This is a genomic window from Streptomyces sp. T028, from assembly GCF_048159505.1.
In the GTDB taxonomy this organism is placed as follows: domain Bacteria; phylum Actinomycetota; class Actinomycetes; order Streptomycetales; family Streptomycetaceae; genus Streptomyces.
Window position 1 is genome coordinate 168,661 of the sequence record NZ_JBLRVZ010000004.1, and the last position, 19,222, is coordinate 187,882.

The window sequence follows — 19,222 nt, forward strand, 5'->3', positions numbered from 1 at the left end:
AGTGGCGCACGACGACAACGCGGTCTGGATCCAAGACGATCTGGGCTCGGTCAGGCCGTACGCACTGGTCCACGGGCGCGTCCGCGCCACGCACCCCGAACTCGACCGGACCTCCCTGGTCCAGGCCACCCGGGAACCGCCCAGGACGGCCCTGCAGACCCACTACGCGCAAGTGTTCAACCTGTGCCGCTCCGGGCCCCGCTCGGTCGCCGAGATCGCCGCCACGCTGGAAAAGCCCCTGCAAGTCGTCAAGATCTGGCTGTCCGACCTGCTCGACGACCGCTACCTGACGGTGCCCATGCCGGCCGGGTTCACCACAGCCACCAACGACCTACGAGTACTGGAGGACGTCCTTGCCGGGCTACGCAGAAGCCTCTGACCTGACGATCCCGGCCAAGGTCGTGGTCGCGGGCGGCTTCGGGGTGGGCAAGACCACCCTGGTCGGCACCGTCAGCGAGATCAAGCCGCTGCGGACTGAGGAAAACCTCACCATGGCCGGCCTCAGGACGGACAGCCTGAACGGAATCGAACGCAAGTCGCAGACCACGGTTGCCATGGACTTCGGCCGCATGACCTTCCCTCTCAGCGCCCGCACTCTGAGGGAGCTGCGGTTCGGCCCGGCAGCACAGGTCCAGCTGCTGCTGTTCGGCACGCCCGGCCAGGACCGCTTCTGGTTCATGTGGGACGACCTGTCGGAGGGCGCCGCCGGCGCCATCGTTCTCACCGACACACGCCGCCTCGAAGACTGCTTTCCCGCAGTGGAGTACTTCGAGCGCCGCGGAACACCGTTCATCGTGGCGATCAACCGCTTCGACGGCGCCCACCCCTACGCCGAGGAGGCCGTCCGAGCCGCTCTCCACCTGGCTCCGCAGATCCCGGTCGTCTCCTGCGACGCACGCGAGAAGACCTCCGCCCGGCGCGTACTGATCGCCCTGTTCGAGCACGTCTGCGAACGCGCCCAACCCACCTCCCTGCTCACCCGCCCCTGACCCTTGTCCGGGAGACCCACCGATGACCGCCTTCGACGACCAGACCGCCCGCCCTGAACTCGTCCCCGTCGACCGTGAACTCAGCGCGCGCATGCGCCTGTTGCCTGCCCTGAACCTGGCCGAGGACCAGCCGATCCAAGTGTTCGACGACCTCGCCGCGGCGCTCGCGGCCGAGGCGGCCGAACTCGTCGCAAGCCCAGTCGGCTTCTACAGCATGGTCAACATCTTCAAGGACGGCTACCAGTACTTCGCCGGCATGTACGTCCCCGCCGGGCAGGGCAGCGGCCCGAGCCAGACCGCCGCCAGCGAGATCCCGCCCGTGCAGCGGTTCATGCCCCGCGATCAGGGGTGGTGCGTCCACACCCTCGATCGTCGCAAGATCCTGCCCCTGGAAGACATCTACGACTCCCCTCGCTGGGCCGGAAACGGCGCCGTCGCCAGACTCGGCGCCCGCACCTACCTCGGCGGCCCTCTCATCCACCAGTCCACGGACACGGGCATCGGAACCATCTGCCTGGTCGGAGACCGCGTGACCGCCTGGGGCCGTTCCAGCGTCAGCCTCATGAAGCACTACCAGCAGCAGACCCTGGCCCTGATCGACGAACTGCCCGCCCAAGCGCCGCACCTGCTCACCCCGCCGCGCTGACCGCACACCACGGCAAGGCTGTTGGGCCGTCGGCCCGAGGAAGGGGAACAGAGGATGTCTTCTGTCGACGTGTATCTGACCGACGCGCACCGGAGCCTGCGCGAGCAAGTCCGGGAATTCGCCCGCGCAGAGATCTCCCCCCGCATCGCCAAGATGGAGGCGGCGGGCACGCACACCGACCACGACCTCGCGCGCCTCATGGGCGAGCGAGGCTGGTTCGGCGTGTTCATCGGCCCCGAGTACGGGGGCCTGGCCGCCGGACACATCGCCAAGACGATCCTGCTCGATGAACTCTCGTACATCAGCGGCGCCGCCGGCGCGATCCTGCAGGCCCCTCTCATCCCCACGCTCGCCCTCCTGTACCGGGGCAGCACCGAGCAGAAACAGCAGTGGCTCCCCCCGATCACCGCCGGCACCGTGTACATGGCCATCGCGGTCACCGAGCCCGAACACGGCAGCCATGTCATCGGCATGACCAGCACCGCTCGCCGCAAGGGCAAGGACTGGATCATCAACGCCGACAAGTGCTTCGTCGGCGACTCCGGCATCGCCCACCTCTACGTCGTCATCGCCCGCACCGGCAAGCGCAGCGGTCCGCGGAGCCTGTCGGCCTTCCTCGTCGAAGGCAACCAAGAGGGCCTCGAAGTCACCCAACCGCCCCTGGTCGGACTGCACGGCTTCACCGCCGGCAACGTACGGCTGCGCAACGTCCGCGTCCCCGCGAGCGCCCTGCTCGGCGAGGAAGGAGACGGACTGGACATCGCCTACACCGCCTCCCTCGTGTGCGGCCGGCCCAACCTCGCGGCCGTCGCACTGGGCATACACCGCCGAGTGTTCGACGTGACCACCGCATTCACCACGGGTCGCCCCCGCTATGGGGGTGTCCTGGCCGACCTGCCGGTGGTCGGCCACCACCTGGCTGAAATCAAGTCCCGCCTGATGACCGGCGAAGGCGTTCTCTATCACGCAGCGCACCTATTGGACCAAGGCGTTCCGTGCGACGCCGAGCTGCTCAACAGCAAGCTCGTCAACAGCCGAGCCGCCAAGGTTTCGCTCCAGGAAGCCAAGGACACACACGGCGGATACGGCGGCCGGGCCGACTACGAGATATCCCGCCTCTCCCGCGACCTCGACCTGATCTCAGCCCCCGCTGGCCCGGACGACCTCCAGCTCTACCGCCTCGGGGAAATCGCCCGGGGTCTCGACCGCATCCAGTGGTCCGAACGCTACCTCGCGCACATCGCCCCTCGGGCGCCCCTTGCCTGACCTTCCGTTGCCCACTCCCTGCTGACCGACACGGAGACCTCCATGACGAGCACAACTCCCGCCGCGAACCCGGCCGACACCGACGTGACCACGTCGTTGATTGCCGCACGGCGGGAGCTGGACACCATCGCGAACCGGGGCATCGTCTCCGCCCCACGCGCCGTCGCCGACACGCTCACCACACTGGAGGAACTCGCCCCCACCCTGATCCCCCACGCCCGCGCCCTCGCCACAACGCTCGGCGAAAAGGAACGGCCCGAACTGCATGAGCTCATCGACCGGACCGAGCGCCGCGCCGCCTCCCGGCCGCGGGCAGACCTGGCGTACGAACATCTGCTGGTGCTGGTCAACCAGTTGCAGGAGCTACTGCGCCAGCTGGAGCGAGCACACGGCATCGTCTATCGACGCACACAGGCAGGCGCCGCCAAGCGCCGCGGCAACCAAGAGTCAACCGAACCACAGACGTAGCGACCCGCACATGGGTGAATGCGGTCCCCCCATCCGGTGCAGTTGCCGCCGGCCTCGCCCGTTTCACCGACGAATGACACAGCTCGAGCCCGGTGTGGCTAAGGCCGCTCCCCAGTAGGCCAGTCACACCCCAAGTACCCAGCCGAATCCCCACAGCATTCGCGGCCGTCACCGTGAAGCCCCGGCTTCACCTAGCGCCGCTCACACCAGACCGCGAGCACCAATCGTTCGGTCGCGGTACCCCACCGCCGACCGTTTCCCGTTTCCCTGTCCGTACCGCCGAAAGCCAGCTGATGAAGAGCCGAGTGCCCCTGTCTCCCCCGCCGCGGTGGCTGCCCAAAGTCCGTACCGGACATGGATTCCCAGGGCACGTCCATCCCGGCGCCACACCGAGCAGCACCCTCGTGGCCGCACTCGCCGCGGTCCCACGGAATCCACAGCCCGGACGGGTACCGATAACGGCCAGGGGGACAGGGGAATGACGATCACCGACGTCCTCAATGAGACCCGGGGCCACGCTGGGCTCGCTGAGGAGATTGAGCAGATCCTGCGGGACACCGCGTCTCTGATCCAGGAGGTCACGGACCTGTCCTGTCCGAGCCTGGTGTTCCGACTGCTCACTCCCCGCGCCTGGCGGGCTGAGATCCGGGCATGGGCCGAGCGGTCGCTGGAGGCAGACCTTGCACAGGCCCGCCTCAACGGGCCGGAGGCCGACCACGTCCGCGGTCGGTTCGGGGCGTGGGCCACCACCGCCCTGCGCCTGGGCTGGCCGATGAACCCCGGCCTGACGATCACCGACCGCTACGGCGAACCCCGAACCCTGATCACGCCGCAGGCCCTGCACCACACAGGGCTCCGCTACGACCGTACCGCGCTGATCCGCTTCGTCGTCCACGCCGGTGTGCACCACGCGCAGATCGAAGCAAGCGCAGGCGCGCTCCCCCCACCCCCGATCCGTGCTGGTGCCCGGGTGCACGATGACTCTGCCACCAGGGTCCTGATGGAGGGGCATGCCACTTGGGCCGAGCAGAAGGTGGCAGGCGCCTTCTTCGGATTTTGCCGTGAGCACCGGTCCCGAGAAATGCCGCGCTCATGGCGCTACCGGCAGCACGCCCGCCTGCTCTCCCGGTTGCAACACCCTGCGGATCTCACCTCGTTGATGTGCGCGCGATCAGCGGATCCGAGTACGCCGGCCTGCGGCGACGGCGTGAGCTTCATCCAGGCAGCCATCGAAGTCACCGGCAGCGTCGTCCCGTTCAACCGGATCTGGACCGACACCTCGCTCGCCCCCACGCGCCGGGAAATCACCAACCCCGAGGCGTGGTTCAGCCGCGTCAGCATCGAAGGACCGACGCTCCCGCAACCGCCGCCCCACTGGGAAGTCACCGCTCCTACGCCCCTGGCTGGCACCGATTGTCCCGCACCCGCGCCTGACGCGAGGACCACCGACTCACCGCGCCTCCTTCTCCACCCGCCCGGCGAGCGTCCGTGATTCCGGCCCGCAGGCAAGCCGTACCGGACCGTTACCAACCCGCCATTCGACAACGCAGCAAGGGAGAACCGGTGAAGAAGAAGGACAGCGGCGTAGTCCGTCTCGTGCTCATGAACTTGGAGCACGACGGCGGCCCCGAAGAGACGCAGGGCGTCCTCCCCGCGCGGTGGCGCCAAGCGTACGAAGACGTTCTGGCCCCGCTGGAGCCCGACTGGCTTGGGATGACGGAACTCACCTACTCCCAGACCAGGCCCACCGCCACCGCTGCGGAAAAAGCCGCCGCCGACCGGCGATGGCAGGCCGCCCAGGACACACTCGGCATGCGCGGCTTCCGGGCGGAGATGGGCCAGGGCCGCAACCCCACCGGCTTATTCGTACGCGAGCCCGCCTTCACCATCGGCCCCCAGCACCACCACCCAAAGGTGTTCCGGACGCCGCCCGCCAACGTCGTGTTGCGGCTTCCCGAGGTGCCCGAGGTGCCGATCATCACGGCCGCCTTCCACAGCTCGTACTGCAACCCCCGCGTTCGGGAAGCCGAGGCTTACGAGCTGTCGTCACTGGTAGACAAGGTCAAAGCCCACCACATCACCGACCACGCCCGTCTCCAGGCCGCCTGCTGGCTGTTCGGTGACTGCAACGAATACCCCGTGCCGATCGGCGAGCAAGTGCCCGAGATCGACTGGACCTCACCCGAGATCACTGACGTGGTACACCGCCGGCACCGCGCCATCAAACAGCCCGACGGCACATGGAAAAGCTGCACCTCCCTGGACGAGCTGATGCTGGATATCGGCATGCACGACCCCGCCCGGTTCGCCGCGCGTCACCTCGGCCAGCCCGGTGCCCTGGCCGCGACTGCCGGGCACACCCGCCCTGAACAAGGCGGTGAACGCCGTATCGACCGGGGCGCCATGGACGGCTGGACGGTGCAGTCCGTAGTGAGCGTCGAAGTGCTGGACATGCAGCGCCGCGGACTCAGCGACCACAATGCCCTCGTCGTGGACTTGTCCCGCCGCAAGCTCGTCGAGGCTCTGCGCCGCCGCCACGCACCGCTGGCCGCCTGGTCGCTGGCGACCTAACCGCCTGCCGCCCAAACCGACAGCCCGCCACCAGCCTGGATAAGGGCCACGGCTGCTCACTGGTGTCGTACGGAAAGGAATACCCGATGGGTGTCTATTCCACCGAAACCTCTTCAGAGCAGGAGCCGCCCCTGGCTGTACGCCACGAGGCCGCAACCATAACCCGGCGCACCGGCATCGAGCCAACGGTCACGTACGAGAACGCGGACACCATCCGCATCACCCACGAGAACGGGCCCTCGCGGATCGAGTCACTCCACCGGCGCGGCAGCAGGGCCCTGCGCCAATGCCCCGGCTGGTCGCCGTCCTGACGCAGCCGGACGGCGCGCCCGACATGCCCCACCCGCTGAACGTCACCCCAGCCGTACCCGTCAAGGAGCGTGATCATGAAGCCGCTCATCCCGACCTTCCGGAACCAACCCTGGGAGTCCGGCGTCTCCGCCCTGCACCTGTACGTCGTGCCCGACCCGGCTGTGGACACCGAGCTGTTCGCGCTCGTCGCCTGTAGGTTCGCATTTCGCGTGTCCCTTTCTCATTGAAGGCGGCCCTTTTCTGGCCCAAGGGACAATGCGGTGAGACGAACGCCCGTCTGACTGTTCACTCGTCGTAGTGCTGTTCCCGCTCCTGTTCTATGCAGCGGTCCCCTCTCGTTCGATTGTGGAGATGTCGCAGCTGGCCGAGACCGGGAGCTCTGCGCCCCGCTCCGGCTGCTTGGGGGTGGGGCATGTCGCATGTGATCGGCGAAGTCTCGATGAGTCTGCGTCGTACGGACGGAAAGGTCGACGAGGACTTGGTCTGGTCGACGTCGGGCGTCGATGTCTTCGAGCCCTCGATCCCGTGGCGTACGTTCCGCTGGCGCAACGGGCAGAAGCACTACTCCGGCACGCACTGGTCTTCCACCATGCGCGACCACGTCGTCTATGAGTCCCGTCTTGAGCTGACACGCCTGCTCTACGCCGACTTCGACCAGGACGTGACGGCCGTCTTCGCCCAGCCGTTCCTTCTCACCGCCACCGTGGACGGGCGCGAGCGTCGGCACGTTCCGGACTACCTTGTGGTGCGCGAGAAGGATGTGCCGCTGGTCGTGGACGTCAAACCACGGCATCTGCTCACCCGGCCGAAGGTGAACTTCGCGCTCGGCTGGGCGCGCGAGGTCGTCCTCTCCCGTGGCTGGGACTTCGAGGTGTGGTCCGAGCCGCCAGAGGTGGAGCTGGCGAACCTGCGCTTCCTCGCGGGCTATCGCCGCGACTGGCTCTTCGACGAAGACCTCCTCGCGGAGATCCGCGAGGAGGATCTGCACGGGGCGACGCTGGGCGACGCGTTTCGCGCCTTTCCCCGTCACCCGGAGTGGAAGGTACGGGCTGCCGTGCTGCGGCTGTTGTGGTGCCAGCACTTCGTGACCGACCTGACAGCAGTGTTGTCCCAGCGGCATGTGCTGCGCCAGGGGCCGGCCACAGTGGTCGGCGCAGGCCGGCGCGACCTTCCTCGTCCGATCGACGAGTCAGAGCTCGACGGAGATGAAGACGAACCGGTCTGTCGAATGCCGGGATCTCGTTCGGGAGGGCATGTGAGCGGAGCCGCGGTACGGGTCGGGGTAGGCACGAGGCTGAAGTACGACGGCGAAGTCGTCGTGGTGGAGGAGATGTTCGGCTCGGCCGCGGGCAACGAGCTCCTGGTTCGCGATGGGGCCGGCCGCAGGTTCCGGCTGTCTCTGCGGGTGTCGCTCTCCTCGGGCCGTGCCACGGTCATCGCCGCCGAACCGGGGCCACAGGCCGATGATGACCGCGAGACGGCATCGGTGCTGTTCGCGCTGCTCAGTGAGGAGGAACTGGCCGAGGTCAGGGAGCGGGCCGCCCATGTCAACGAGGTTCTGACGGGCTTTCGTTCGGGCAGCGAGGAGGTGCCGGAGCCGGGCGAGCCCCGGCCGCAGTACGCGGCCACGGTGTCCAAGCTGCAGCGGTACGAGGCGAAGGCCACCGAGCTGGGCGTGAGCGTGAGGACCATCAAGCGGTGGGTGCGCGCCTTCCTGCTCGACGGGGAGGCCGGGCTCGTGCGCGGTGGCCCGGACCGCGGAAGCGGGGATATGGGCGGCCTGGGGCGGGCCGATGAGCGGTGGGTGGAGATGGCCCTGGAGATCATGGCCGAGCACGAGAAGGACTCGAAGCCGACCCGCGCGAAGGTGATTCGATCCGTCGGACCGCGCCTTGCGGCCCGCTACGGCGAGGGCGAGGTGAAGCTGCCGACCCGGGCGACCGCGTACCGGTGGCTTGAGGAACTGGAGCGGCGGCTGCCGACGTTCCGGCTGAGTACGAAACGTAACCGGGACATCGCTGCCCGGCCGCCGGGCGCGTACGGGAAGCTGCGGCCGACGAGGCCGGGCGAGTACCTGCTGATGGACACCACACGGCTGGACGTCTTCGCGATGGACCCGATCACGCTGAAGTGGGTGCAGGCCGAGCTGACGGTTGCGATGGACTGGTACACCCGCTGCATCACGGGACTCAGGGTGACGCCGGTGTCCACGCAGTCCATCGACGTAGCGGCGGTGCTGTTCCAGACATATCGCCCCCGGCCGCCGGGCAAGGGCTGGCCGTCATGGGCTCTCTGGCCCGATCACGGTATTCCCCGCACCGTCTTCGTGGAGCGCGAGGCGCTGGAGGAGGGCGATGCGCAGGACGGTGAGGTGAAAGGGGCTGCGGGGCCGGCGCTGGTGCCGGAGACCGTCGTGGTCGATCACGGCAAGCCGTACATCAGCGAGCACATCACCTCCGTGTGCCAGCGTCTTGGCCTGTCCATCCAGCCGGCTCGGCTGCGGACGGGCAGGGACAAGGGTCCGCTCGAACGTTTTTTCAAAACCCTGCGCGAGGGGCCGCTGGAGGTGCTGCCCGGGTACAAGGGGCCGGATGTGTTCTCGCGGGGCGAGCGGCCGGAGAGGGAGGCGTTCTTCTTCCTCCACGAGTTGGAGGCGATCATCCGTGAGTGGACGGCGTGCGTGTATCACCGGCGGGCCCATCGCGGTCTCCTCGACCCGAACGTGCCGGGACTCAGGTTGTCGCCGGCGATGATGTTCGAGCACGGGATCGCCCGCGCCGGGTACATCGAGGTGCCCCGTGACCCGGCGCTGGGGTTCGAGTTCCTCAAGACCGAGTGGAAGCAGCTGCACCACTACGGGGTGGAGATCCGCAAGTGCCGCTACAACGGTCCTGGGCTGGACGGATACCGGGGCGAGAGCAGCGAGTACACCGGGCCGAAGGGCAAGGGGCTGTGGCCCGTCCAGGTCGACCCGGACAACATCAGCTACATCTACTTCCGCCGCCCCGACACCCGCCGCTGGCATGCCCTGCAGTGGGAGCACGCCCCGGCCCTGAAGTTCCCGGTCAGTGAGGGGGCCATCGAACTCGCCCGGAAGGTGGCGGGCGAGAAGTCCCCCTTCCCCGACGACGAGCGTGCGGTCGCCGAACTGCTGGAACGCTGGCATCTGGGACTGGGGCTGACGTTGCCGGAGCGGCGCCTCGCCCTGCGCCAGGCCCGTGAACAGTCCGCCTTCGACCTGCCGGAGACCGTCTGGGACGACGTACGCGCGCTGCCGTCCGTCGCCCGGGTCCTCGCCGGCAGCGACAACGATGCGGACGAGACCGGCGCCGCCGGGGCGGTGCCGTACGAGGGCGCGGTGGCCGGTGATGACGACGAGGACGACGAACTCGAAGGCCCCGACGACGGGGACTTCTACGCCGACGCCCTGGAGGACGCGTGATGCCGGCCTGCCCCGAGACCTTGTCGCTGGACAACCTCACGCTCTCGCGCAAGGAAGGGCTGCGGGCCCTGGCCGAGGCGCCGAAGCGGCAGCCTCCGGAGCTGCTGACGCTCCAGCAGAAGGCGGGCCTGGGGGAGGCGGCGCTGCTGGAGTACGACCAGCGCCGCAGTGTCTGGCACGCCAACCTCGGGCCGATCGGGACGCCTCAGCTCAGGGCACTGCACGAGGACTTGTGGGACATCATCACGAGCAACCAGCAAGACGGCGACAAGGCCAAGGGCGCCGTCGCGGTGGACGCCCATCCCGGGCTCGGCAAGACCACCGCGGTGCTGGACTTCGCGCTCAAGTACCACCGGCAGGTGATCACACGGGAAGGAGCGTTCACCGCGGCCGGGCACGAGCGGTGGCCGGTCTGCCGGGTCGGGCTGACCAGCAACATCGGCATGAAGGAGTTCAACCGGTCGCTGCTGGAGTACTACGCGCACCCCGGACGGACGACCGGCACGGCCGCGCTGTTCGCCCAGCGCGCCCTGGACTGCGTCTTGCAATGTGAGACGCGCATCTTGGTGATCGACGACCTGCACTTCCTGAAGTGGCATGACCGCAACGGCACCGAGGTCAGCAACCACTTCAAGTACATCGCCAACGAGTTCCCGGTCACGATCATCTTCATCGGTGTCGAGCTGGGCAATCGTGGCCTGTACTCCGAGGCCAACTCCTGCGGCGACATCACCCTCGCCCAGACCGCGCGCCGCACCACACCGCTGACCATGGAGCCCTTCACCGTCACCAACGACAAGCACCGGCGTGAGTGGCGCCGCCTGCTGCTCGCCCTGGAGGAGCGGATCGTGCTGTGCCGGAAGTTCCCCGGCATGCTCGCCGACGCGCTGTCCGACTACCTCTACATCCGCACCGGCGGACACATCGGCTCGCTGATGACGCTGGTCAACCGGGGCTGTCAGCGTGCCGCCCGCACCGGCGTCGAACTCCTCAACGAGGACCTCCTCGATCAGGTCAAGCTGGATGCGGCGGCGGAGCGGGCGCGCGCGGCGCTCGCGAAGAAGTTCGCCCGCGGGCGGATGACGACCAAGCTGCGCTCTGGCGCCGCGAAGAACGCGTCGGCGACGACCGTGGTATGAGCGTGGTGCGTTCGCTGCCGCTGCGGACCGACCCGGTGCGCGGGGAGGCGCTGGATTCGTGGCTGGAGGCGCTCGCCGCCTATCTCCGTACGCCGATGGGTGACCTGCTGCGCGCGGTGGGCCTGCTCGAAGAACACCGGCAGGACGGGAAGGCGCTTCCCTGTCGCGCCCCGTGGCTGGTCGTTCTTCGCGCGCAGGAGAGCGGGAACCTGAGCATCGCGACCGGACTGACGCGGGCGGCCCTGCGGGAGATGACGCTGGAGCACTACGACCGGCGCGCCCTATTCATCGACCGCGAGCGGCGTGTGCTGGTCCCTCGGCGAAACTGGCGCCGCGTCGCGAGCACCGGCTCCCGGTTCTGTCCCGACTGCCTCGGCGAGAACGGCGGACGCTGGCAGGTGACCTGGCGGTTCGGCTGGTCCTACGCCTGCCTGAAGCATCACCGCCTGCTCGCGGACGCCTGCCCCGCCTGCGGTGGCCGGCCGCGGGCCGCCGCCCACCCCGGCAGCCTCATCCCGAGCCCCGGCCGCTGCGACCGTCCCGGCCCGCGGCCGACCGCCCACACCCCGCACTCCCGCTGCCTGCACGACTTCGCCACGGCCGCCACGATGCGCCTGGCCCCCGGGCACCCGGCCCTGCTCGCGCAGCGGGACCTCCTCGACACCGTGGCCGCGGGCCACGGCACCTTCGGCGTCTACCGGCACTGCGCCCAGCCCGCTGCGGACGTCCTGGCCGACATCAAGGCACTCGGCCGCAGGGCCCTGTTCGTCATGCCCGCGTACCGGCTGGCGCACCTCGTCCCCGACGACCTGCTGCAGACCGTACTCCCCGGCGGTACGGGTCTGGACGCCTGTGGCAGGGCGGTCCCCGACAGCGCGGCGGGCGCGGCCGCCACGGTCATGGCCGCATGGAACATCCTGCGCCAGGAAGACTGCCGGCAGGCGGCCGGCCTCATGCGGCACGTCCTTCAGGCGAGCGTCGACCGGGGCGACTGGATCAGCCCCACCGTGACCCGCACCTGGGCCAAGTACGCCAGCCCCCGGCTGAACGCCGTTCATCTCACGGCCATCGCCCCTCGGCTGCGCTCCGTCGACCAGCTCCGCTACCGCACCGCGGCGCCGGTCCCGGCTCACCCCTCGGCCCGCAGGGAGAGCGGCGAGCGGCGGGCGGCGAAGACGCCGGGGCTCATCTGGCCGTTGTGGGAGGTACGCCTGGGCACCCCGCGCGTGCGGGAGAACCTGGGCGGCGCGCTGGCCGTCAGCCTGATGCTGGTCAGCAGCCGCACCGACCTCGCCCCGGTCGCCGCGGATCTCGGGGCTGTGGTCACCCAGCCCGTCACGACGCACGTCCTGCAGTCCCTGCGCGGGGATCCGCACTGGGACGCCATCCAGATGGCGCTGATCCGTCTCGCCGACTACCTCGACGCGCACGAGGTCCCCATCGACTACGCCCGGCGCCGCCGCCTCGACTACAGCGATCTGCTCTCGCTCGACGCGTGGCGCACCGTGTGGCACCGCGCGCTCATGCCACCCGCCGCGGCGAACCAACGCCACGGCCTCGCCCGGTGCTTCCTCTTCGAGCGGGCCAGCGGCCTGCCCTGGCAGCGGATGCCCCACCCGCCCCACGACACCGTCGCCTTCAGATCCCGCCGGACCCGGTTCCCCTTCCTCCTCACGCAGAGTCTGATGGACGGCCTCGACCGGATCGGCCGCGCGTTCCTTGCCCGCAACGCCATCCACGACGAACCCGTGTTCTGGCAGCCACCGGCCCGCCTGCTCGACGGCCTCGACCTGCCCCGGCCCGACCCCGACCGCCTCGACATCGCCACCCTGCACGCCCTCCTCGGCGCCGGACACACACCCCAGCACCTCGCCCGGGCGCTCGGCGCCGACCTGCGCACCCTGCGCTACGTCATGGCCCAGCACCCGCGGCCCACGCCCGAACTGTCCCTCGAAACCATCCGTCAACTGCGCTCCGGACGCGGCATCCACAGCGTGCACCTGGCCCGCGAAATCCTCACCAAGGAACATCTGGAGCAGCTGTACCTCGCCCAGGACCGGCCCTTCGTCGACCTCGAACGCACCACGGGCGTCAGCCGCAAGACCCTGGCTGCGCTCGCCGACGCGTACGGCATCCCGAGGCGCTCCACCACCCAGCGCAAGAAGCTGGACAAACAGTGGCTCCATGAGCAGTACCTCATCCAGGGCCGCACCCTGGCCGACATCGGGCGGGAGACCGGCATGAGCGCAGCAGCCGTAGCAGCCCGCGCACGCGGCCATGGGATCCCGGTGCAGAACAACAGGCAGCCCCAGCAGGCACGGTACGACTTCACATCCGCACCCGCAGTGATCCGCCCCAGCCTGCACAACACCTACGCCATCCGCCGACTGCGCATCTTCCTCCAAGTCGTCCGGTACCCCACCCTCGGCGAGGCATGCCGCACCCACAGTCTCGCCCGGGGAACCCTCACCCAGCAGCTGCAGCGGCTGGAGTCCGACCTCGGCGGCCCGCTGCTCATCCGCGCGGGCAGAGGCAGGAACCTCGAACTCACCCGCCTCGGCAAAGAAGTCGTACGGGCTGTCGAAGGCTGGGCTCACACACTCGTGGACCAGCCGCGCGAGACCTGGCAGCGATCGGCACCCCGGCGCTCACCCACCGCAGGCACGAAACGAAGGGCGCCGGCGGGGAGCACGGACGACGCCCCCAACGTGGACTGCTTCCCCGCGCACCTGCAGCCCGCGGTGCGCACCTACGCCGGGCAACGGCGGCTGCACCGGTTCCTCCAAGCCGCCGCCTACCCCACCCTGGCGGCGTTCTGCCGCGAGGCCGGCATCAGCCCCTCCGCCCTGACCCCGCAGCTCCAGCACCTGGAACAAGACCTCCAAGGCCAACTGCTGATCCGCGGCCAGTGCGGGCACCGGATGCGTCTGACCGACTTCGGGAGGAACGTCCTCGACACCGCCCAGCCGTACGCCGACCAACTCGCCACCTATACGACCGACATGAGCTAAAAGCGAGGGCACAGCAGGCGTTACGCACGCCAGCCCACTCCAGGAGAGCCATGCCGAAAAAACCGGCAGCGTGAACATCCTGTTCCCGAACCGACCCACGTTCCTATGCCCTTCGGGCGGGCGTTGTTGGGAAATGCGCCTGACCGATCTCGTTCCACAGTCCGGTCGGAACAGCGTTTCTATGCCCTTCGGGCGGGCGTTGTTGGGAAATCTGCTGGGCGGGCTGCTGCTCGTTCTCGGTCTGATCTGACTTTTCTATGCCCTTCGGGCGGGCGTTGTTGGGAAATGTGGGGTGGGTGATTACGGGGGTCGCCACCGCGATCTTGTTTCTATGCCCTTCGGGCGGGCGTTGCTGGAAAATCTTCGAGTTCATCGAGGAGAACCGGCCCGGGCACCAGTTTCTATGCCCTTCGGGCGGGCGTTGTTGGGAAATCCCCCCAAGGTCAAGAACCTCGGCCCGGACACGGAGAGTTTCTATGCCCTTCGGGCGGGCGTTGTTGGGAAATAGGGGGATGAAGGCCACGGGCAGTGGCCTGATCGTCCGTTTCTATGCCCTTCGGGCGGGCATTGTTGGGAAATTCGCGGTGGCCGGCGTCCAGGAGGGGCACCTGCCGTAAGGTTTCTATGCCCTTCGGGCGGGCGTTGTTGGGAAATTGGCGATGCTTGCCGGACAGCGCGTCGTCTGGCGCGTTTCTATGCCCTTCGGGCGGGCGTTGTTGGGAAATATCACCCCCCAGTGGCGTACTCTTCTTCCCGCCTAACAAAGTTTCTATGCCCTTCGGGCGGGCGTTGTTGGGAAATGCTTGGCCGATCCTACCCGTGCCGGCCTGCGGTGATGCTGTCCGTTGCGCAGAAGTTCACCGACAGGGCCGCTCTGTGGGGTGACTCACGCCACATCCTGTGGTCGCGTGTGCTGTGACCTGGGCGGATAGGTCGCGCAGGAACGGGCGGTTGGGCGGGTGGTGGGTGGAGGGCGGTTACGGGCTGGTCAGGGGGTTGCTGTGGGCGGGGAGCCGGGTGCATGGGGCTTACAGGATCCAGTAGTCGGCGCGTTCTTCGAGGCGGCGGTTGCCGAGGATGACGAGTTCGTTGAGGACGGGGGCGGGCAGGGGGTAGAGGCGGATCTGGTCTTCGTCGCGGTCCATGCGGCGGCGGAGGGTGCCGCGCAGGCGCTGGACGTCTTTCTTGGTGGCGAGCGTGATCTCGAAGACGCTGTACTGGACGCGGGCGCCGTGGGCGGCGAGGAGGTCGGAGATGTCGGCGCGGCGGTCGTCGTCGGGGATGTCGTAGCAGATCAGGTATGTGTACGGCACGGGAGGGTGGTCACCTCCAGCCGGTGGGGAGGTAGGCGGGTTCGCGGCCGGTGATGTGGTCGGCGAAGTGGCGGGCCTGGACGGTGAGCGCGGTGCGGTAGGAGGTGCGGCGGCCCGCGTGGGGGTGGTGGGCGAGGGTGAGCATGCGTTTCTCGTAGGCGTCGAGGAAGGTGCGCAGGGTGTCGCGGTCCATGCGGCAGCCGCGCCCGTTCTCGGTGTCGGTGGTGAAGCCGGCCGGGCTGATCTTTCCGCTGGTGCACAGGCGGATGACGGTGTGGTCGACGATGACCGGGCGGAACTCCTCAATCAGGTCCAGGGCCAAAGAGGGGCGGCCACGGTGGAGTTCGTGGAGGAAGCCGACGGCCGGGTCGAGGCCGGCGAGTTCGCAGGCGGTGACGGCGTCGCGGGCCAGGAGGGTGTAGCCGAAGGAGAGCAGGGCGTTGACGGGGTCGGGCGGGGGTCTGCGTCGTCGGTGGGTGAAGGCCCAGGCCGGGCCGAGGATGGTACCGAGCGCGGTGAAGTAGTCGCGGGTGGCTGCGCCTTCGTGCCCCATGAGAGCGGCGGGCGAGGGCGCGGTGGCGGCCTGGCCGCGTGCCGCGAGCAGGCGTGCGGCAGCCGGTTCGACGTCGGTGATCCTGCCCGCACGGGCGGCGCGGAGCAGGCAGGTCCGCATGTTGGCGATCTTCGCGGTAACGAAGACGCCGGCCAGTTCCAGGCAGGCATGGTCCTTGGCGGCCAGGCGGTGCTGGGCGTGGCGGAGTTCCACGTCGGTGCCGGCCGGGCCGGTCAGACGGCCGAGATATTCGCCGTCCTCCTCCGCCAGGACCAGATCGATGCCGTGTTCCAGGGCGCGGCGCAGGAACGGGCTGGTCAGGGTGACCGGGGCGGTGCAGACGATCTGCCGGACACGGCTGTAGGGCACCGACAGCAGCTGCGTGCTGCGGTGGACGACGCGCAGCCGCTGGCCCTTGGTGCGCAGACTGGCGCCGGGCTCGGTGATGTAGAGGGTGGACTCCAGCGGGGAGGGGCGCTCCTCGGCGCGCGGGCCGGAGCGGGCAGTAGTGGTCTTGCCGAGGAAGTCCACGCCCTCGTCGAAGCTCTCGATGCGTGACTTGGACTCGTTCAGCTCCAGATCGAGACGGCGCAGACCCTCGGCGGCCAAAGCGAGGGCCTGTTCGCCCTGGTGGCGGGTGGCGACGGGGATGGCGAAGTCGTCGGAGTAGCGCAGGACCCGGTGCCCGGAGCGCAGCAGGTCGCGGTCGAAGGCGTCGAGGTAGAGGTTGGTGAGGACCGGGGAGAGGGAACTGCCCTGGTGCAGGCCCTTCCCGGAGCGGATCCGGCGTGCCGCAGGCCCCACCCCGCGCCGGTTGACCAGATGCTGGATCAGCTGGCAGATCTCCGGATCGGGCACGACCTCCCGCAGCCGGGTCAGCGCAGGCCAGCGGGGTATCTGCTCGAAGCAGTCCCGGATGTCCGCCCGCACCACCCACCGGGCACCCTCGTCCCGGGCAGCAGCCAGGTCGTGCAGCGCGTCCCGGACACTCAGCCCCTTGCGGTAGGCGTAACTCCAGGGCAGAAGGACGGCGTCGACGTACTCGTCGATCACCTCCATCACCGCCCGCTCCACGATCCGGTCCTCCACCGCGGGCACCGCCAGCAGCCGCGTCCCGCCCGACCGCTTGCCGATCTCCATCGCGTACACCGGCGACGGCCGCCACGCCCTGGCCTTCAACTCCCGCCCCAGATCCGTCAGCCGGGCCAGCACCCCACGCGCGTACGCGGCCACCTGATCGCTGACCTTCCCGTCCTCCAGGTCATTCGCCTGCACCTCCTGCCAGGCAGCAAGAAGAGACGCCTCGGAAATCGCGCGATGTAGAAGATCGCCCACTGAACCTCACTACCAGCAATCCGGACGGCATAGATCTACAGCAAGTCGCCCTACTCCTCATTCGAGCATGAAGTGAAACCACGTCAGGTGTTTTGCATATGCCTCAACGAGCTTTGGCCTCGTCTACCAGGAATGGTGGGCCCAGGTCTGGGATGTTTCCATGCCCTTCGGGCGGGCGTTCGCCGGAAACCCTGGTGTCGATCCTGTGTGTCGCCGTCGCGATCACCGCGTTTCTATGCCCTTTGGTCGGGCGTTCGCCGGAAACACGGCAAGCTCCGCGTCTGCGGGGTCTACGAGGGGTTTCTATGCCCTCTGGTCGGGCGTTCGTCGGAAACCCGTACGGGACAGGGTGGACAGCAGCCCGCGAAGTTTCTATGCCCTCTGGTCGGGCGTTCGTCGGAAACCCTTCCCCGGACTCGTAGGCTGTGGCCTGGGGTAATGATGCCCGATGCGCAGGATTGCCTGCTGCCGCTTGCGGTGTGCCGTGACTCAGGTCTCACTTCGGAGTATGGCCTGGTCTGACGTGCGGAAACGTTCCGCGCGGAAACTGCCTCTCGGCCTCCTTCTCGACCATGCCCGGTAACACATCTTTTGTGTGGTTTTCTGCTCTCGATTCGCTTCGTTTCCTTGCCTGGGCTGAGGTGGCCAGTGCTCATGGCGGGCGCGTCGCCGGTCGCTGTTCCGGCTCTGATCCTTCCCGGGATGCGAGTTGGTGTCGGGGGGGTGGGGCTGGGGTGTGGTGGGGAGTGGGCGGGCTTGATGGGGTAGGGAATGCGGGTCGGCCTGGAGACGGGGAGGGTGATGGGGATGGGGCGGAGCAGGTCTTGGCTGTGGACGTTCTTGTTGTCCCGTGAGGGGTTGTTGTCGTTGCTGGTCACGACGGCTGCGGCGCTGGCGCTGGGGATGCTGCCGGATCTGGTGGAGGCGGTTCCCGGGGTGGGGGGCTCGGTGTCGTGGATGGGCGGGGTGGCTGTGGTCGCGGTGTTGGTGGTCGCGTGGGCCACGCATGCGCTGCGGTCCAGGGAGGGGGTGGGCATTGTGATCTATCTCGGGTCGGGTGCCCACTGGGACCGTACGCGGCTCAGAGCGATGCAGGACGACGCTCTGCGCCGGCATGCGGCCTGTTTCGTCGTGGAGCCGGAGGCGTTGCTGGGCGGTGTGGAGGTGTCGGACCGGGTTGCTTTCGCATACCGGGTGATGCAGGCGCGGCTTGAGGAGGAGTCGGTCGGGGACAGCGGGGCGCCGGAGTCGGTGTCGTTCTATGTGACAGCCCGGCATGCGGACGCGTTCCGGCTGGGCGGGCTTTTGAGGGCGCAGTTGCACGACAACGTGAGCGTCTTCGCCGAGGTCCCTGACCGGCGGTCTGCCGGGGCGGCGGACCCCGGGCAGCAGCCGCCCGAGCCGTCCGGTGGCCGGACGGTGTCCGGGCGTCGTGTCACGGCTCGTCTGATGGGCCAGTCCGAGGAGCGTGGCCGGGCATCGTTTCCCGCTCTGCGGCTGGACAGTGCGTTGAAGAGGCCCCCGGACGCGGAGGATCTGCGGCGGCTGCGGGACGTGCTGGCGGATCCGGAGGAGGGGCCGGTCTGGCATGCGTTCGGTGGCGGGAGTGTTGCGTCGGGGCCCAGGCGGGTCGCGCTGGTCGTGGCGCTCGCGGACAATCCGGGGCTGGTGCGTGACGCGTTGTCCGCCGCGGAGCGGGGCGAGAGCGAGGCGTACCGGTTCCCGGGAAGCCCGCAGCGCCAGGTTTCTCCTCGCGGCGGTGCCGGGGCCGATGGCAGGCGGACTGCGGGGGCGCGTCCGGGCGCGGGTGGTGCGGACGAGGGCGGTCCCGCGGGCAACCGGTGCGTGGGGGCGTTGGTGATCCGTACGCGTCCGGGGAACGTTCCGGACACGACGGAGCATCATGAGGCGCTGGTGCGTTATGTCGTGCATCACTGGCGGCGTGTGGTGGAGGAGCAGGGGGCCGAGGGGACGTGCTGGCTGTTCACGGACGGGCCCGCCACGTTCGTCCTGGCGCTCGGGGCCCTGGTGGGACGGCGTACCCTGCTGGTCCCTCATGTCTAGCGTCCGGCCTGACCCTGGTGCTGCGGCGGGCGGTGCTGGGGCCGGTCGGCGCGGTCTTCGGTTTCGCCGTCCGACCGGGTGCCTCTGTGCCCGGACTGTTCCGTTTCGCCGGG

General features: G+C 68.9%; 16 protein-coding genes. 13 read left to right on the plus strand and 3 right to left on the minus strand.

The window, feature by feature from the left end:
- Position 1 precedes the first annotated feature (1 nt).
- The 12 genes from ACLZN2_RS04130 to ACLZN2_RS04185 all read left to right on the plus strand — a co-directional run bounded on the left by ACLZN2_RS04130 (position 2) and on the right by ACLZN2_RS04185 (position 13,844).
- A complete protein-coding gene (locus ACLZN2_RS04130; RefSeq protein ID WP_416976955.1) occupies positions 2–379 on the plus strand; it encodes a DUF742 domain-containing protein in 378 nt (125 codons plus the stop codon).
- On the plus strand, positions 354–989 hold the full coding sequence (locus ACLZN2_RS04135; protein ID WP_416976956.1) for a GTP-binding protein: 636 nt from the start codon (positions 354–356) through the stop codon (positions 987–989). Before ACLZN2_RS04130 ends, ACLZN2_RS04135 begins: the two co-directional genes overlap by 26 nt.
- Positions 990–1,011: 22 nt before the next feature.
- On the plus strand, positions 1,012–1,635 hold the full coding sequence (locus ACLZN2_RS04140) for a GAF domain-containing protein (protein ID WP_416976957.1): 624 nt from the start codon (positions 1,012–1,014) through the stop codon (positions 1,633–1,635).
- 54 nt (positions 1,636–1,689) lie between these two features.
- Complete coding sequence (locus ACLZN2_RS04145; protein WP_416976958.1) at positions 1,690–2,901, plus strand: acyl-CoA dehydrogenase family protein; 1,212 nt, start codon at positions 1,690–1,692, stop codon at positions 2,899–2,901.
- Between the two features lie 42 nt (positions 2,902–2,943).
- Positions 2,944–3,369 (plus strand): hypothetical protein, encoded by a 426-nt coding sequence (locus ACLZN2_RS04150; protein ID WP_416976959.1) that lies wholly within the window; start codon positions 2,944–2,946, stop codon positions 3,367–3,369.
- A 478-nt stretch (positions 3,370–3,847) separates the two neighbouring features.
- Positions 3,848–4,861 carry a hypothetical protein gene (locus ACLZN2_RS04155; protein ID WP_416976960.1) on the plus strand — a complete coding sequence of 338 codons (1,014 nt, stop codon included), beginning with the start codon at positions 3,848–3,850 and terminating at the stop codon, positions 4,859–4,861.
- Between the two features lie 71 nt (positions 4,862–4,932).
- Positions 4,933–5,940, plus strand: coding sequence for an endonuclease/exonuclease/phosphatase family protein (locus ACLZN2_RS04160; RefSeq protein ID WP_416976961.1), 1,008 nt, complete (start codon positions 4,933–4,935; stop codon positions 5,938–5,940).
- 86 nt (positions 5,941–6,026) lie between these two features.
- Positions 6,027–6,251, plus strand: a complete 225-nt coding sequence (locus ACLZN2_RS04165) for a hypothetical protein (RefSeq protein ID WP_416976962.1) — start codon at positions 6,027–6,029, stop codon at positions 6,249–6,251.
- A gap of 75 nt (positions 6,252–6,326) precedes the next feature.
- Complete coding sequence (locus tag ACLZN2_RS04170) at positions 6,327–6,479, plus strand: hypothetical protein (protein ID WP_416976963.1); 153 nt, start codon at positions 6,327–6,329, stop codon at positions 6,477–6,479.
- A gap of 185 nt (positions 6,480–6,664) precedes the next feature.
- A complete protein-coding gene (locus ACLZN2_RS04175) occupies positions 6,665–9,694 on the plus strand; it encodes a TnsA-like heteromeric transposase endonuclease subunit (RefSeq protein WP_416976964.1) in 3,030 nt (1,009 codons plus the stop codon).
- On the plus strand, positions 9,694–10,833 hold the full coding sequence (locus tag ACLZN2_RS04180) for a TniB family NTP-binding protein (RefSeq protein ID WP_416976965.1): 1,140 nt from the start codon (positions 9,694–9,696) through the stop codon (positions 10,831–10,833). Before ACLZN2_RS04175 ends, ACLZN2_RS04180 begins: the two co-directional genes overlap by 1 nt.
- The gene (locus tag ACLZN2_RS04185) at positions 10,830–13,844 is read left to right on the plus strand and encodes a TniQ family protein (protein ID WP_416976966.1); all 3,015 of its coding nucleotides are present in this window, start codon (positions 10,830–10,832) and stop codon (positions 13,842–13,844) included. Before ACLZN2_RS04180 ends, ACLZN2_RS04185 begins: the two co-directional genes overlap by 4 nt.
- 103 nt (positions 13,845–13,947) lie before the next feature.
- Here ACLZN2_RS04185 and ACLZN2_RS04190 read toward each other — a convergent pair whose 3' ends face one another.
- The 3 genes from ACLZN2_RS04190 to cas1 all read right to left on the minus strand — a co-directional run bounded on the left by ACLZN2_RS04190 (position 13,948) and on the right by cas1 (position 16,985).
- Positions 13,948–14,367 (minus strand): hypothetical protein, encoded by a 420-nt coding sequence (locus tag ACLZN2_RS04190; RefSeq protein WP_416976967.1) that lies wholly within the window; start codon positions 14,365–14,367, stop codon positions 13,948–13,950.
- A gap of 505 nt (positions 14,368–14,872) precedes the next feature.
- Positions 14,873–15,157, minus strand: a complete 285-nt coding sequence (gene cas2, locus ACLZN2_RS04195; protein WP_416976968.1) for a CRISPR-associated endonuclease Cas2 — start codon at positions 15,155–15,157, stop codon at positions 14,873–14,875.
- Between the two features lie 10 nt (positions 15,158–15,167).
- Positions 15,168–16,985 carry a CRISPR-associated endonuclease Cas1 gene (gene cas1 / locus ACLZN2_RS04200; protein ID WP_416976969.1) on the minus strand — a complete coding sequence of 606 codons (1,818 nt, stop codon included), beginning with the start codon at positions 16,983–16,985 and terminating at the stop codon, positions 15,168–15,170.
- A 927-nt stretch (positions 16,986–17,912) separates the two neighbouring features.
- Between cas1 and ACLZN2_RS04205 the strand changes: the two genes are divergently transcribed.
- The gene (locus tag ACLZN2_RS04205; protein ID WP_416976970.1) at positions 17,913–19,109 is read left to right on the plus strand and encodes a hypothetical protein; all 1,197 of its coding nucleotides are present in this window, start codon (positions 17,913–17,915) and stop codon (positions 19,107–19,109) included.
- The last annotated feature ends 113 nt before the right edge of the window (positions 19,110–19,222 follow it).

Bases quoted from the DNA above. Each gene is read 5' to 3' on its own strand.
- ACLZN2_RS04145 (WP_416976958.1), top strand. From the start codon at position 1,690: ATGTCTTCTGTCGACGTGTATCTGACCGACGCGCACCGGAGCCTGCGC.
- ACLZN2_RS04155 (WP_416976960.1), top strand. From the start codon at position 3,848: ATGACGATCACCGACGTCCTCAATGAGACCCGGGGCCACGCTGGGCTC.
- ACLZN2_RS04180 (WP_416976965.1), top strand. From the start codon at position 9,694: ATGCCGGCCTGCCCCGAGACCTTGTCGCTGGACAACCTCACGCTCTCG.
- ACLZN2_RS04165 (WP_416976962.1), top strand. From the start codon at position 6,027: ATGGGTGTCTATTCCACCGAAACCTCTTCAGAGCAGGAGCCGCCCCTG.
- ACLZN2_RS04175 (WP_416976964.1), top strand. From the start codon at position 6,665: ATGTCGCATGTGATCGGCGAAGTCTCGATGAGTCTGCGTCGTACGGAC.
- ACLZN2_RS04150 (WP_416976959.1), top strand. From the start codon at position 2,944: ATGACGAGCACAACTCCCGCCGCGAACCCGGCCGACACCGACGTGACC.
- ACLZN2_RS04170 (WP_416976963.1), top strand. From the start codon at position 6,327: ATGAAGCCGCTCATCCCGACCTTCCGGAACCAACCCTGGGAGTCCGGC.
- ACLZN2_RS04140 (WP_416976957.1), top strand. From the start codon at position 1,012: ATGACCGCCTTCGACGACCAGACCGCCCGCCCTGAACTCGTCCCCGTC.
- ACLZN2_RS04185 (WP_416976966.1), top strand. From the start codon at position 10,830: ATGAGCGTGGTGCGTTCGCTGCCGCTGCGGACCGACCCGGTGCGCGGG.